General features: G+C 71.9%; 14 protein-coding genes. 11 read left to right on the forward strand and 3 right to left on the reverse strand.

The features are described from left to right. Nucleotides 1-483 (forward strand): hypothetical protein (locus ACFP2V_RS34610; RefSeq protein WP_381219325.1); only part of this gene is annotated, 483 nt, incomplete at its 5' end. A 261-nt stretch (nucleotides 484-744) separates the two neighbouring features. Here ACFP2V_RS34610 and ACFP2V_RS34615 read toward each other — a convergent pair. Beyond that, on the reverse strand, nucleotides 745-1,080 hold the full coding sequence (locus ACFP2V_RS34615; protein WP_381219327.1) for a transposase: 336 nt from the start codon (nucleotides 1,078-1,080) through the stop codon (nucleotides 745-747). Nucleotides 1,081-1,115: 35 nt separating this feature from the next. After that, nucleotides 1,116-3,092, reverse strand: a complete 1,977-nt coding sequence (locus ACFP2V_RS34620) for an ISL3 family transposase (protein ID WP_381219329.1) — start codon at nucleotides 3,090-3,092, stop codon at nucleotides 1,116-1,118. Between the two features lie 395 nt (nucleotides 3,093-3,487). On the opposite strand from ACFP2V_RS34620, the gene ACFP2V_RS34625 reads away from it, so the two are divergent. The 3 genes from ACFP2V_RS34625 (at nucleotide 3,488) to ACFP2V_RS34635 (ending at nucleotide 6,398) form a co-directional block, all read left to right on the forward strand. Beyond that, a complete protein-coding gene (locus tag ACFP2V_RS34625) occupies nucleotides 3,488-4,444 on the forward strand; it encodes a GlxA family transcriptional regulator (RefSeq protein ID WP_381219331.1) in 957 nt (318 codons plus the stop codon). Between the two features lie 96 nt (nucleotides 4,445-4,540). Further along, nucleotides 4,541-5,539: a type I glyceraldehyde-3-phosphate dehydrogenase gene (gene gap / locus ACFP2V_RS34630; RefSeq protein WP_381219333.1), complete on the forward strand. Its 999-nt coding sequence runs from the start codon at nucleotides 4,541-4,543 to the stop codon at nucleotides 5,537-5,539. A 685-nt stretch (nucleotides 5,540-6,224) separates the two neighbouring features. Beyond that, nucleotides 6,225-6,398, forward strand: a complete 174-nt coding sequence (locus ACFP2V_RS34635) for a hypothetical protein (protein ID WP_381219334.1) — start codon at nucleotides 6,225-6,227, stop codon at nucleotides 6,396-6,398. Between the two features lie 513 nt (nucleotides 6,399-6,911). Here ACFP2V_RS34635 and ACFP2V_RS34640 read toward each other — a convergent pair. After that, the gene (locus ACFP2V_RS34640; protein WP_381219335.1) at nucleotides 6,912-7,916 is read right to left on the reverse strand and encodes a helix-turn-helix transcriptional regulator; all 1,005 of its coding nucleotides are present in this window, start codon (nucleotides 7,914-7,916) and stop codon (nucleotides 6,912-6,914) included. A gap of 268 nt (nucleotides 7,917-8,184) precedes the next feature. Between ACFP2V_RS34640 and ACFP2V_RS34645 the strand changes: the two genes are divergently transcribed. The 7 genes from ACFP2V_RS34645 to ACFP2V_RS34675 all read left to right on the forward strand — a co-directional run bounded on the left by ACFP2V_RS34645 (nucleotide 8,185) and on the right by ACFP2V_RS34675 (nucleotide 14,095). After that, on the forward strand, nucleotides 8,185-8,427 hold the full coding sequence (locus ACFP2V_RS34645) for a hypothetical protein (protein WP_381219336.1): 243 nt from the start codon (nucleotides 8,185-8,187) through the stop codon (nucleotides 8,425-8,427). A 41-nt stretch (nucleotides 8,428-8,468) separates the two neighbouring features. Continuing rightward, the gene (locus ACFP2V_RS34650) at nucleotides 8,469-9,446 is read left to right on the forward strand and encodes an LLM class flavin-dependent oxidoreductase (RefSeq protein WP_381219338.1); all 978 of its coding nucleotides are present in this window, start codon (nucleotides 8,469-8,471) and stop codon (nucleotides 9,444-9,446) included. A 91-nt stretch (nucleotides 9,447-9,537) separates the two neighbouring features. Next, entirely contained in the window at nucleotides 9,538-10,572 is a 1,035-nt protein-coding gene (mpaB, locus tag ACFP2V_RS34655; protein ID WP_381219340.1) for a daptide biosynthesis RiPP recognition protein, read from the forward strand. Next, on the forward strand, nucleotides 10,572-11,393 hold the full coding sequence (mpaM, locus tag ACFP2V_RS34660; RefSeq protein WP_381219348.1) for a daptide-type RiPP biosynthesis methyltransferase: 822 nt from the start codon (nucleotides 10,572-10,574) through the stop codon (nucleotides 11,391-11,393). Before mpaB ends, mpaM begins: the two co-directional genes overlap by 1 nt. Continuing rightward, complete coding sequence (gene mpaD / locus ACFP2V_RS34665; protein WP_381219342.1) at nucleotides 11,390-12,655, forward strand: daptide-type RiPP biosynthesis aminotransferase; 1,266 nt, start codon at nucleotides 11,390-11,392, stop codon at nucleotides 12,653-12,655. Before mpaM ends, mpaD begins: the two co-directional genes overlap by 4 nt. Nucleotides 12,656-12,660: 5 nt before the next feature. Further along, the gene (mpaC, locus tag ACFP2V_RS34670; RefSeq protein WP_381219344.1) at nucleotides 12,661-13,857 is read left to right on the forward strand and encodes a daptide-type RiPP biosynthesis dehydogenase; all 1,197 of its coding nucleotides are present in this window, start codon (nucleotides 12,661-12,663) and stop codon (nucleotides 13,855-13,857) included. A 91-nt stretch (nucleotides 13,858-13,948) separates the two neighbouring features. Continuing rightward, nucleotides 13,949-14,095 carry a daptide-type RiPP gene (locus tag ACFP2V_RS34675; protein ID WP_381219346.1) on the forward strand — a complete coding sequence of 49 codons (147 nt, stop codon included), beginning with the start codon at nucleotides 13,949-13,951 and terminating at the stop codon, nucleotides 14,093-14,095. Nucleotides 14,096-14,266 lie beyond the last annotated feature (171 nt).

Raw genomic sequence — 14,266 nt, forward strand, 5'->3', positions numbered from 1 at the left:
GCCCAGGCCGCCCCCGTGGTCCAGCAGGCAGCCGCCCCCGCCTCGGCCCCCATGGGCGGCGAATCCGGCAAGGGCGAGGAGGGCAGGGGCAACGAAGGAAGGGGCTTCGAGGGCCGGGGCAACGAAGAGCGGGGCCACGAAGGCCGGGGCTTCGAAGAGCGAGAGTTCGAAGGCCGGATCCACATCAACGAGCGGTCGTTCTCCGCCCACCCGGGCGGCTGCATGGTCGTCGTGAGCGGCCTGGGCTCCCGCAGCCTGAACGTCCGCAACGACAGCTGGAGGACCGTCGAGGTCTTCCGCGGAGCCACCTGCGACAACGGCGCCCCCATCGCCACCGTCGGACCGCACAGCTCCAGCAACGGCGTGTTCCCCCGCCACGTCAAGGGCGGCGTCTTCGTCAAGGACGGAGTGGTGGGCAGCTTCCGAGTCATCAAGAACGACTTCGACGACTTCGGCGGACGCGGCGGACGCGGCGGACGCTGACCGAACCGCCACCCCGGCACAACATAAAGACCCCGGCCCGCTGGAATCGGGCCGGGGTCCCCCCTGTGACGCCCCGCTTCACGCACCCACCCGGGCGCCCCATCATAAATCCGGACAAGGGCGCCCTGCCAGCCCGGCCCAAAGGACTGTAAATCGTTCGGCCCTGTCTCGCATTCGGTGGTGACGGAGGGTGACGCCAACCGAGGAGGATGCGGTGGCGGAGGAGGCGGAAGCGTGCCCGAGCGCGCATCCGCCGCGCGATCAGCCTGGTCTTGGTGTTGACGCCTTCGGTTCCACCGTTGCGGTGCGGGTGCCGATCCCCCCGAACCAGCGTTTGAGGACATCACGCCCCATCCCCAGCTCCCTGTTCTCCTTCTTCAACGCCGCGTTCTCCGCCGCCGGCCGGGCGAGCAACGCGCCCTCGTCCTCCGGCGTGGTCTTCCCGGCCCGCTTCGCCCGCGACACCCGGCTCGCCAGGGTCGTCTCGTTGATCCCCAGGTCGTTGGCGACCTCGGGGACCGGCTTCCCGGTCTCCGACACGATGCGTACCGCCCCCTCACGAAACTCCGCCGCGAACTTACGACGCTTCTCCGCCATGGCAACCGACACCCCCTGCTGTCACGGACTCCACGCTACGAGGGGAACCTCAACCCTGGCCCGCACACCGCGAAGTACGCCCCGCCTGAAGGCCGTTCGGCACAGCCGGGCGGACCGGCCGCCCGCATCGGACCGCCGGCCATGTCCGGGATCTCGATGCGCGGCACGGCAGTCACCAGCGGCGCCAGGAGCGGATCCTGCCGCAGCATCGCCTGCAACTGGGCCACACAGCGCGCGGTGTCCGCCCGCACCGCATCGTAGGAGCACCGCAGCACCGTCAGGCCCGTGGCGGCCAGATCGTTCTGCCGCAGCCGGTCGTAGGTGAACGCGGCCCGGTCACTGTGGAAGGCGAACCCGTCCAGCTCGACGGCCAACCGCAACGACTCACCCGCGATCAGGTAATCCAGCCGGTAGGCACGCCCGTTCACGGTGACCGGATGCTGGCTGTGCACCCGCGAAACGATCGACGCATCCACGGCCGGGCTGAGCACCCACCGTAAGAACGCCTCCTCCAGGTGGGAGGAGGCGGGGCTCAGCCGTTTCGGCCTGCCGGGTCCACTCCAGCAGCAGGTGTCCGCGCCGGTGGCGGACCAGGTCGGCGAGGGCGGGGGCCAGGGCGCAGGCCCGGGTGATGTCCGGGCGGGCGGGCCGGACCTGTAGCAGCCGCTCGTTGTGGCTGTCGGTGAGGGTCTCGCGGGGCCGCATGATCCAGGAGGTGAGCCTGCGGGGGCTGGGGATGTCGGCCCGGACCGGTTCGGCGGTGCCCGCCCGCAGGGCGGCGAGGTGTTTGCGGACGGCCTGGCGGCTGCCCCGGTAGCCGCGGGCCTGGATCTGCAGGAACAGCCGGGTGCCGCCGACCTGGCCTTGCGCCGCGGTGAAGCGGGGTGTTCAGGTAGGCCCTGGAACGGCGCCAGGACGCCGCTGGGGCGCCTTTCGCGGGTGGAGGCCAGCAGCTGGTCGAGGTCGGTGTCGCGGAGGCGGCGCACGGTCTTGCGGTCGAGGTCCAGCCGGCGGGCGATCGCGCTGATCGTCCAGCGCTTCTCCAGCCGGCGGTGGATGTCCTCGTAGCGGTGGCGGGTGCGTTCGATGATCTGGGTGCGGGGCAGCTCCGCGGGCGGCAACAGCACCTCGGCCGCCTCGGCCGCCTCGGGCGCCTCGGGCGCCTCGGGCGCCTCGGGCGCCTCGGGCGCCTCGGGCGCCTCGGGCGCCTCGGCCGCCTCGGGCGCCTCGGCCGCCTCGGCGTGTTTGCGCAGGCAGTCACGGTGCTGGTGGCAGGCCTTCTCCACCGCGGCGGACAGGTTCTGCAGCAGGTGCCAGCGATCGGCGACTTCGAGGGCGTTGGGGGCGGCTTCCCTGACCGCCTTGGTGTAGGCGCTGGCCCGGTCCCGGCAGATGATCTCGGCGCCGGGATGGTCGATGAGCCAGGCCGCGAATGTCTCGGAGGTGCGGTCGGGCAGCACGTCCACGGCCCGGCCGGCCTCGACGTCGACCAGCACGGTGCCGTAGGCGCGGCCCGTGCGGAGGGCGAACTCGTCCACCCCCGGCACCCGCGGGGCACGGTCCGGCACCGGCGGCGCCGTCAGCAGCCTGAGCAGCCGGGTCCGGCCCGCGGCCGGCCGCAGTTGGCGGCACAGCCGGGCGGCGGGACGGCCGCCGAGCTCGATCGCGATCGACCGCAGCCGGCCCGTCAGCCCGGTGCCGGAGCGGCGGTGCGGCGCGGACAGGTCCGGCACCCGCTCGACGAACGTCGTGCCGCCACGGCTCCTGCGGCCGCAGAAGTACCGGCGCACCCGCAGCCGGACGATGACCCGGCGAGGACCCGACGGTCTTTCGCCCAGGGTGCGTTGATACGCGCTGTGTACGCGCCTTGCCTGCTTCTGGCAGTTTGGGCACCGGCCCGGACGAGCCGTCGACACCGCCTCCACCACCAAGACGTCGGAGGAGTCGCTCACCCCCTCCACCCGCACCTCGATGCCGGGAAACAGCACAGCCTCGACCGTCTTGCTCGCCATGGCAACAAACACCCTGCCGAAACGATCCGTCGTTCCCGCCGCTGACCTGGGGGTTCACGGAACTGCGGACAGAGCCCCGAAATTCTCCACCAGCGCTCACCTCGTTCCCCGGACCTGCTCGTGTTCCCCACCCAGCGAGGCGGCCGATGGCTGTGAAGCCGTAACCGAGCGCTTCCCGTGAGCGGCCGACTTGGCCCGACGGGGCTGATGGGGTCCTGGAGAGCGTGGAGGCCAGAGGTTCCCCCTGAGCGCGGGTTTGGTCCCGGATCGGCTGGAGGCGGGCGACGGGTGGGACGGGCGGTGGACTGCAACGTGGAAGACGGTCCGGCCGGTGTGTCGTCTGCCCGGTCCGCGCAGTGGGCGTATCGAAGTCACGCCCCACGTAACCTCTTCCTGTGCCAGCCTCCCGCCCGCATCGCGTCGCCGTCCTTGTGCCCGAGGGTGCGAAGCCGCTCGATGTCGGAATTCCCGCGCAGGTGTTCACGACCCGCGCGAGCATGCCGTACGAGGTGCGGGTGTGCGGGGCGACACCCGGTCTCGTGACCGGCGGTGATGGCCTCGCGTACTACGTCGCCCACGGCCTCGACGCGCTTGCGTGGGCCGACATCGTCTTTGTCCCCGGCTACCGGTTCCCGGACCGCGACAACCCGCCGCAGGCCGTCGTCGACGCACTGATCGCCGCCCACGACCGGGGTGCGCGGCTCGCCGCCATCTCGACGGGCGCCTTCGCGCTCGCCGCCACGGGCCTGCTCGACGGCAAGCGCGCCACGACGCACTGGCACTACACGCGGGCACTCGCGGCCAGGCATCCGCTCGTCCAGGTCGACGAGAACGTGCTGTTCGTCGACGAGGGCAGCACGCTCACCTCGGCCGGCGCCGCCTCCGGCATCGACCTGTGCCTGCACATCCTGCGCGGTGACCTCGGAGTGGCCGCGGCCAACCACGCGGCCCGCCGCCTGGTCGCGGCCCCCTACCGCAGCGGCGGCCAGGCCCAGTACGTGCCGCGCAGCGTCCCCGAGCCGCTCGGCGAGCGGTTCGCCGCCACCCGAGAATGGGTGCTGCACCGGCTCGGCGAGCCCCTCACCCTCGACGTACTGGCGCGGCAGGCCGGGGTCTCGCCGCGCACGTTCTCCCGGCGCTTCGTCGAGGAGACCGGCTACACGCCGATGCAGTGGGTGATGCGCGCCCGCCTCGACCTGGCCCGCGAACTGCTCGAACGGTCGCAGCGCAGCGTCGAACAGATCGCCGCCGACATCGGGCTCGGCACCGGCGCGAACCTGCGCCTGCACTTCCAGCGCATCCTCGGCACCACACCGAGCGAGTACCGGCGCACCTTCACCCGGGGCGAATAGCACCGTGGCGAGATCCTTTTGAACCCTGGCGATCCCGCCACTGTCAGCGGCGTGAGCCGCGGGCGAGCCTGGTGCGGAAGGGAAGGGACATCACTCATGACTCGCATCGCCATCAACGGATTCGGCCGCATCGGACGCAATGCGCTGCGCGCACTGCTGGAACGCGACAGCGCCCTCGAGATCGTCGCCGTCAACGACCTGACGGAGCCCGCCACGCTCGCCCGGCTGCTGGCCTACGACAGCACGGCCGGCCGGCTCGGGCGCCCGGTGACCGTCGACGGGGACACCCTCGTCGTCGACGGCCGCCGGATCACGGTGCTGGCCGAGCGCGAACCGGCGCAGCTGCCGTGGACCGGACTCGGCGTCGACATCGTCCTGGAAGCCACCGGCCGTTTCACCTCGGCGAAGGCCGCCCGCGCCCACCTCGACGCGGGCGCGAAGAAGGTGCTCGTCAGCGCGCCGTCGGACGGCGCCGACGTCACGCTCGCGTTCGGGGTCAACACCGATGCCTACGACCCGGCCGTGCACACGATCGTCTCGAACGCCTCCTGCACCACCAACGCGCTCGCGCCGCTGGCCGCGGTCCTCGACGAACTCGCCGGTATCGAGCACGGGTTCATGACGACGGTGCACGCCTACACGCAGGAGCAGAACCTGCAGGACGGTCCGCACCGCGACGCCCGTCGCGCCCGGGCCGCCGGCGTCAACATCGTGCCGACCACGACCGGCGCCGCCAAGGCGATCGGCCTGGTGCTGCCGCACCTTGACGGCAAGCTGTCGGGCGACTCGATCCGCGTACCGGTGCCGGTGGGTTCGATCGTCGAACTCAACACGGCTGTCGCCCGCGACGTGACGCGCGACGAGGTGCTGGCGGCGTACCGCGCCGCAGCGGAGGGGCCGCTCGCCGGCATCCTCGAGTACTCGGACGACCCGCTGGTGTCGTCCGACATCACGGGCAATCCCGCCTCGTCGATCTTTGACTCGGCCCTCACCCGCGTCGACGGCCGCCACGTGAAGGTGGTCGCGTGGTACGACAACGAGTGGGGCTTCTCGAACCGCGTGATCGACACGCTCGAGTTCCTCGCCACCCGCTGACCGGACGCCGGGGTGGTGCCCCGTCTCCGGCGACCGCACCGGCCGGCACTTCCCCTGGGCGTTCTGGTTGACCAGTCGGGCAACCGGAGCGCTCAGGCACAGAAGCGGGTCCGCCCGGCTTCCGGAGGGTGCGGGAGCGCCGCGGCCGGTCAGGGGTTCTTCGAGCGCCGCCCCGCGATGGCCTGTGGCCACCCCTGACAGTCCGCGACGCCCCTCGAATCTGGCGGCCATCAGACTGGCCCGCTCCCCTGGTCAAGCCCACAACCAAGGGGGGAGGGGGGACGAAGAGCGGGGCTGGGGATTTTCAAGGAGCCCCAACAGCAGTGCGGCGCGCAAGGCGAGTTCGGGGCTCGGGTGGCGGCAGGTGACCCGCTGGGTGGTCCCATCGGCCCTGCCGCCGGCAGAGGGAGGCGGGTGACGGAGAACGCCTCCCCCCCGTTTCAGCGGTCAGCGTCTTCGGGGCGCTTCTCGGCCCGGGCGGCAGTGGTGGGCTTTGGTGCGGTGGGGGGGGTAGAAGACCGAGGCGCCCGGCTTGGTGCGCTGGGCTGGGCTCTTGGCCACGAGTCCTTCGAGCGTGACGCGTACGACCTTGGCCTTGATGCCGCGCTCGGGGTGGGTCTGGCCGAGCGCGGCGGAGATTTCCGCGGCGGAGCGCGGTTCGCTCTGCTCGGCGAGGTGGCGGCGGATGAGTTCGACCGGGGTGGGCCGGGCCGTCTTCGCAGTGCCTGACGCCTTGCCCGCGGACTTCCTGGCGGCGGCCTTCCTCGCAGTCCGCTTGTCGGGCTCTCCCGGCTCCGAGTACTACGACGGCTCCGCCCCGCTCGCACCCATCGGCAGGCATCGCGCCTGTCCCCGCTGACCGGCCTGGCGGGCCGGGTTGCGGGGAGCGGATACGAGCGGTTCCCACGTTCACTGCTGTTCGGCTGACGGGTCAGGCACCCGGCTCTGCCCCTGCGGCCTCGCCACGACTACGCCGTAGACCTTCGTCGTGGCCTCCCGGCCCAAGCGGTCAATACCAAAACGGGAGTTCGCCGCCCTTCCGGGCGGTTGCGCACCGCTGACCAGCCCATATCCACCGGATTGGAGCTGGCAAGAACTCAAGAGGCGTAATGACGCCGGTTTTTCGCGTATACCTTCCCGTCTCGCTCACCGGGCCCGCACCGTCCGGCAGTGCTGGGCCGGCCCGACTTTGTCGAGGCTGCTCTCGCCCTTCCCGGCGATCCCCGGTTCAGGCTGCCTCCAGCTTCACCCCACCGCTACGACGGCGAGGCGACGGTGGTCTTCCACCTCCGTCCGAAACAACAGCGCCTCGTGGCGCACTGACACGGTTCTTACCGGCACCCCCAGTAGGCCGCGGCACGCGACGGGCAGGTCAGTTCAGCCAGCCCTTCTCGTGAGCGATGAGAGCCGCCTCAACCCGGTTGGTGGCGTCGAGCCGGCGCATGAGGGCGGCCAGGTGCTTGCGGTAGGTGCGCACGGACATGCCCAGGCGGCGTGCCGCCGTCTCGTCCTTGTCGGCCTCCCTGAGCATCGCCAGGATCTCCCGTTCGGTATCCGAGGGAAGGTCCACGTCCTCGTGGGGGAGTTCCTCCGCCGCCCCCCACATCCGCTCGAAGAGCGTCACCAGTGTGGTGACGAGGCCGGGTTCACGTACGAGCAGGGCGCCCAGGGCGGTGTGGGCGGGGTCGATGGGGGTGAGTGCCGCCGACCGGTCGACGATGATCACTTTCTCTATCGGCTGGTGGGAGACCCGCACCTCGGTCCCGTGGGAGACCAGTTCGCGCATGTACGTGAGTGTGACCTCGTCCTGCAGGATCGCCGCACCCACGATCATGCGCAGCCGCACCCCCCGTCTCAGCAGACGCATGTTGATCGGGCGTGAGACAGCGATGGACTCCGGGGTGATTATTCCGGCCGGCTCGGTGGTCAGGTCCTCGGTGCGGGCGAAGAAGGTCAGCTCGTCGATGGCTCCCCGGACCGCCTCGATGCCGTGCAGCGGGGTGATCGCCTGTCCCCCGCCGACATCGCCGGTGCGGGCCGAGGGACCAGCCGGCCAGCACTCCAGGAAGAGCGTCTCGATGACCGACCGACGATCGGCCTCGCTCTCCAGTTCGTCCCGCAGGGCCTGCAGCCGGCGGTCGATGAGGGCGTCGACCGCACGGGGCGGCGGGACCGCACGCGTCACCTCGTTGGCCCGCGTCGCCAGGCCCAGGACCAGCAGTCTTTCCATGGTTTCCCGGTCAGGCTCGCCCGCCTCCAAGGGCTCCTCGTCGGCGTTGGGGCCGGAAACCGACGAGGACGAACCGCGGCGCAGAAGAGCGCGGTACACCCGCTCCTCGTCCTCGGTCATCCCCAGAAACGCGAGCAAATTCCCCATGGATTCCCCCCGTTGACGATCTTTTGGGACGTCAGTTCCTGGAATCTTCAGATGGCCGAACTTGGCTGTCAATGGCGAAATACCGATGAAGAGGGAGGTTTGGGCCTGCTTCGTGAGGGCGCCGTGCAGGATGAGGAAAACGGACGTGCAGCAAGCTGCGCGCGGACGGCCTCGTGGCGGCCCTTGTGTGACGGCAGAGTCTTTCTCGCCAGGAGGAAACGCCCACAGCGCAGGGCGCACGGCCCGCGCCGAGCATCGAGGAGAGCCCGTGAACCGCATCGCGTCCCGCAGCACGCTGTCGTCCCGTCACCGTGCGCGTGCCGTCGCCGGTCTGCTGGCTGCCGGTCTGCTGACCGGCCTGGGGCAGGGCACGGCGCTTGCCGCCGAGGCGCCGGCGGAGCACACGGCGGCCGCGTTTGCCGGCCTGACGTTCGGCGGTCTGCTCGACGAGGTGGGCGGCCTGCTGTCCGGCGTGCTGCCGCCGTCGAAGAACAACAACGACTGGCAGTAGCCAGAGGCCCGCCGGCGACCGACCGAGGAGATCCGACCGCCATGACCGACTACTCCGTGCTCATCCCCTGCGTCCCCCGCCGGCTGGAGCAGGCCCTGCCCTTCGCCGGTCTGGTCCAGTGGACCGGGGCCGTCCGCCTCTGGCAGGGACAGTCCATGCTGCTCGAGCCGCACCAGACCTTCACCGGTCTGGCCGGTGCCGGGTTCCGGGTGCCGACGGGCTTCGGGGTCACGCTGATGCCGCTGCGTCACCCGTACGAGGCGGCCATGCAGGCACGGTCGGTGGCCATGGCCACCGGTGAGCCGGTGATCGCGGGCTTCGGGCCAGGGGGACAGGCCTTCCAGGCCAACCTGATGGGCGCCCCGTACGCCAAGCCGCTTCAGGCGGCACGTGAGTACGTGACGGCGGTGCGGCGACTGCTCGACGGCGAGGTCGTCGAGTCGACGGGCCCGCACTACCCCTTCCTGGGGCAGCTGACCCCCGCCGCGGCGCCCCGGGTCGACGTGGGCCTGGGCGTACTGCGGCCGGGCATGGCACGGCTGGCGGGCGAGGTGGCGGACGTCGTGATCACCTGGCTGACCCCGCCCGGCTATCTGCAAGACGTCATCCTGCCCGCGGTCGCCGAGGGAGCCGCCCGCGCGGGCCGGACCTCCCTGCCCCGGGTGGTCGCCATGGTCCCCGCGGGACTCGAGAAGGAAGGGCGTGAGGGGGCGGATCCGGAACGGCTGGCCCTGGCTGGCAACGCGGGCCACATGCAGGCCCCGCACTACCTGGACATGCTCGGCCGCGCGGGCGTGGACACGGGCTCCGGACAGCTCGCGGACGTGGCGCGCGGCGTCGTGGAGACCGGCGCGTTCGCCGGCGGGGACCTCGCGCAGACCATCAAGGCCCTGCGGGCCTATGAGGAGGCCGGGGTCGACGAGATCGTGCTCAACACCACCGCCGTGAACAAGCTCTTCGGATCCCGCGAGGCGCTCTCCGACCTGTCCTCGATCCTGCGGGCCGTCACCGCTTCCTGACCCCCGGCACTCTCCTACCGCACTCCGCCGACATGCCCCGACGCCTCATCAGGCGGCGGAGGCGCAGATGACCGACGAAGGATGTAATGGCATGAGCATGACCATTGACCGTGGCCGCCTGAAGGAGAACCTCATCTCCTGGGCCACCGGAACCTCCCTCGGCACACCCCCGGCCACGGGCACCGGCACGCTCGTCCTCGCCGACGCCGCGCACATCCCGGCCGTCATCGCTACCGGGCTGATCGGGCCCGACACCCTCCTGCTGGCCCCCGACGACGGCACCGGCGTACCCGCCCCCGCCACCGGCTACGACGGAAGCCTCACCGAACCGGGCGGCGAGTTCTCCAACGGCCAGGACTTCTTCCTCCAGACCCACTCCTACGCCGCCAGCCCCTTCATGACGGTCTTCGGCCCCACCCTCGTGCGCGTCCTCGACGAGGCCGATCACGAGGCCTTCCTCGCCGACGCCGACCGGGCCGTGACCGAAGGCGTCTTCCCCGACTTCCTCGTCACCTCCTCGGTGGTTCTTGCCGACCCCGCCGCCCTCGGAGGCCAGGCCGCTCCCGGCGACGGCCCCGCCCTGCGGCTCTACGCCGACCACGACGGCCGGCTGTCCGTCTCCCCCACCGGAGGAGTGCTCGGCACCGTCGGCGACAGCCTCGAGCCCCTGGTCGCCCGGCACAGCCAGATCTCCCCCCGCGCCGCCGGCCTCGGCCGGATCCTGACTTCCGCCGCCCTGGACACCGCCTCCGCCGACCACCCCCACCTGGCCCGCTACCTCCGGGCCGTCAACGCGCTGCGCAACTTCGCGGCCCGCGGGATCACCGGCCTGAAGGTCTCCGGCTTCGGATCCCGGCTCGCCCCTCAGCTCGCCGGATCCAACGCCCGCGCCGACCTCGCCGACCCCGCACTGCCCCTCGTCCTGTACCGGGACGACGAGGCGTACATCGTCGACGGAAGCCGCCTGTTCACCGTCGACGTCCGCGCCGCCCAGGCCCTGGAGTGCCTGATCGCCACCGGCGGCCGGACCGCCGGCCTCGTCCCGGACGGCTGGGACGAGCAGGTGGCCGCGCTCCTCGCCCGGCACGGCGTCTCCCTGTCCCTGCCCGTCCCGGTGGCCGCGTGATGACGACCCTCGCCCCGCCCACGCTTCCCGCCCCGCAGACCCTGGCCGCCCGGCGCATCGCCGAACTCGGTCCACGGGCCCGCCTGTGCGGCCTGTACGACGCCCTCGGCGCCCCCCTCTACCAGGACCTCACCACCTACGACGACTACGAGACCCGGGCCCTGCTGGCCGGTGTCCGAGCCGCCGGAGGCCCCGTCCTGGACCTGGCGGCCGGCGCCGGACGGTTCACCCTGCCGCTCCTGGCGGTCGGCCGTGAGGTCACCGCCCTCGACCTCTCCGCCGACATGCTGGACCTGCTGCGGGCGGAACTCGCCAAGGTCCCCGCCCGTATGCGGGAGCGCTGCACCGTCGTCCAGGCCGACATGTCCGGCTTCGACCTCGGCCGCCGCTTCCCGTACGTCCTGCTCGGCACCACCTCGCTCTCGCTCCTCGACGCCGACGGCCGCGCCGGCCTCTACCACAGCGTCCTGTCCCACCTCACCGATCGTGGAACGTTCCTGCTCACCGTCATGGAGCGCGGCGACACCGACGGACCCGACGAGACGGCCGAACGTCTCACCGGCGTCGGCGGCACCCGCTACGAGTTCCACGAGCACTGGCCCGCCGGCGCAGCGGGCCGCACCGTCACCCTGCTGCCCGCCGATCCGCCACCGGACGACAGCCCTGTGCCCGTATGCACCGACCACGTGGCCGTTGTGGACCTGCCACGGCTGGAGACCGAACTCTTGGCGGCCGGCCTGACCGTCGTCTCCCGCCAACTCCTGACCCAGCCCGGCGAGCGTCACCGCGTGACACTCCTGACCACGGAAGCCCTCCGATGACAGCGCTCTGGCCCTACCTCGTCCCGCCCTCCAGCCACGGCGATGACCGGCTGTGCGCAACCGGCGCGCAAGGACACCGCGTCACCTTCGCGGACGGCCGCACCGTCCTCGACGGCGACAGCGGACTGTGGAACGTCAACCTCGGCTACAACAACCCGCACATCGCCGAAGCCATCGCCGAAGCGGCGCGGAACGCCTCCTACCTCGGATCCTTCCGCTTCGAGAACGTCTACGCCCGCCGTGCCGCGGAGGACCTGGTCCGTGTCTGCGGGCCCGACCACTACGCGCGGGTGCTCTTCTCCACCGGCGGCGGCGTCGCCAACGACGCCGTCATGAAACTCGCCCGGCTCCACCACGCCGTCCAGGGCGCCCCTCAGCGCAACCTGGTCGTCGCCCTCCGCGGCAGCTTCCACGGACTGACCTTCGGCGGCTTCGCCCTCACCGGCGAGGACCTCGGCCAGCGCGTCTACGGGGTCGACCAGCGCCTGATCCGCCATGTCACCCCCAACGACACCGCCGAACTCGGCCGGCTCATGGCCGCCTTCGGCCGCCAGGTCGCCGCGGTGGTCGTGGAGCCCGTCGTCGGCACCGGCACCGTTCCTCTGGACGAGGAGTACGTGGCCGCCCTGGTCCGCCTGCGGGACGAACACGGCTTCCTCCTGGTCGCCGACGAGGTCGCCACCGGCTTCGGCCGCACCGGCGGCTACTTCGCCTCCGAGAGCTGGCCCGGCCTCCCCGACGTCCTCGTCACCTCCAAGGGACTGACCAACGGGGCCTGCCCCGCCGCCGCCCTGGTCGTCTCGCACGGCGTGGCCCAGGCCCTCACCGAGCACGACACCGTCTTCGCCCATGCCGAGACCCAGGGGGCCACCGCTCTGGCCTGCGCCGCCATCAGCGCCACCATCGCCGAGATGGAACGGCTCGACGCGGTCGCCGCCGGCCGGGACGTCGCCGCCTGGCTCCACCGGGAACTCACCGACCTCCTCGAACGCCACCCGCTCGTCACGGAGGCCACCGGCACCGGATGTTTCCGCAGCCTGCGCCTGGTCCACCCCGACGGCAGCGACCTGACCGGCGCAGACGTCGGCGACCTCGTCACCCGGATCCGCGAGGCGGGCGCCATCGTCCACCCCGGCCCCTCCGGCATCCAGCTCGTGCCCGCCCTCACCTACCGGCGCGAGGAGGTCAGCGAACTCGTGACCTGCGTCGAGGCGGGACTTGAGAGCCTGCTGCCGGCCGCCGCCCAGGCCTCGAGGAGCTGAACGCCGTGTCCGCCTCCCTCGACTCCTACGACCGCATCCCCGTGCTTCTGCGCGAACTGCGTCCCACCGGGGTGACCCTCCTCGCCGACCCCGCGGTGGCCGGACACACCGTCACCCGGGCGGTCCAGGACGGCATCACCCGCGCCGGGATCACGCCCACCCGGGCGCTCACCCCGGCCGACGGCGGAGTCCGGGCCGTCGAGGCGCTCGCCTCACGGCTCTGCCCCGGTGAACTGATCGTCGGCGTCGGCGGGGGCAGCACCCTCGACCTCGCGAAGCTCGCGGCCGCCGCCGGCCGCCGGCCCGAACTCCTGCGCTACCTCACCTCACCTCAGCGCAGCGGACTGATCGCCCTTCCCGGAACCTGGGAGGAACCCGCTGCCGTCCTCGCGGTCCCCACCACCCTGGGCACCGGCAGCGAGGCCGGACAGGTCGCCTGCTTCACCCACCGTGACGCCAAACGCATCGCGATGGGCCGCTCCCTGAAGCCCTTCGCCGCCCTGCACACGGCCGAGGCCACCGAGACACTGCCCGCACCCCTGGTCATGGACGGCGCCCTCGAGGCGGTCTTCCGGACCCTCATCCCGTACAGCAGCGACACCCTCGACCTGCCCGAACAAGACGCGGCCGTCGAACAACTCGCCGTCGGCCTGCTGACCGCAGGAGACGAGCTGGCCCGGCACCTCGCCCAAGGCCGGCCCGCCCCCGCGACGGCACGGCTGCGCCTCGCCCACCTCAGCGCGGAGAGCCAGCTGGGACAGATCAACGTCGGCCGCGACCCCTACGCCGTCAAGTGCTGGGCCATCGCCAACGAGTTGTCCACCTTCCTCGGCGTCGCCAAGATGCGCGCCGTGTGCGCCCTGTGGCCGGCGGTGTGGCGGCGGGCCCTGGACGGAGACCTGCGCTTCGGCAGCGCCGACCGCATCCACCGGTTGTGGCAGCGGCTGCGCCACCAGGTCCCCTGGCTCGCACCGGAGCCCGAGGACGGCCTGCGGCAGCTGATGCTGCGCTGGCAGACAGACCACACCCTGCGCCTCTCACCGCGCCTGCGCCGCGACATCGCCCTGCGCAGTGTGCGGGCCTGGGGCGCGGGACTTCCCACCCTCGCCAAGTTGAGCGCCGACGACATCACCGCGCTCCTCGCCGAGGCCACCGAGCCGGCCCACGCGGACGGCTCCCCGAAGCTCCTCCTGACGGGCTGACAGCCCGACCCGGAGGCGGAACAGCACCACCCGCACCACCCCCGCGAACAGCGCCCCGGACAGACGGGGTGCCGGACTCAAGGAGAACACCATGGCGAACCACACCCCGATCGTCGAGCGGGAACTGCAGGAGCTCGACATGCAGGAGCTCGAGGCCGTGCAGGCCCCCGGGTGGGCCACCAGCATCGGCGTGAGCGTCGGCATCACGATCGTCTCGATCGCCGCCAGCCTCACCTGATCACGGCCTGACCGAGCCGGCCACCGGCCGGCTCACCCCACCCTCCGCACCACCCCACCCTCCGCACCACCCAACCAAGGAGAAAAGCCATGAACGACAAGCAGATCACCCCGGAGAACTTCGAGCTGGTCGAGGTCGAGATGCAGGAGCTGGAGTCCCTGGAGGCCCCCG

Origin of the sequence: Streptomyces incanus (genome assembly GCF_042656345.1) — a bacterium.
GTDB lineage: Bacteria > Actinomycetota > Actinomycetes > Streptomycetales > Streptomycetaceae > Streptomyces > Streptomyces incanus.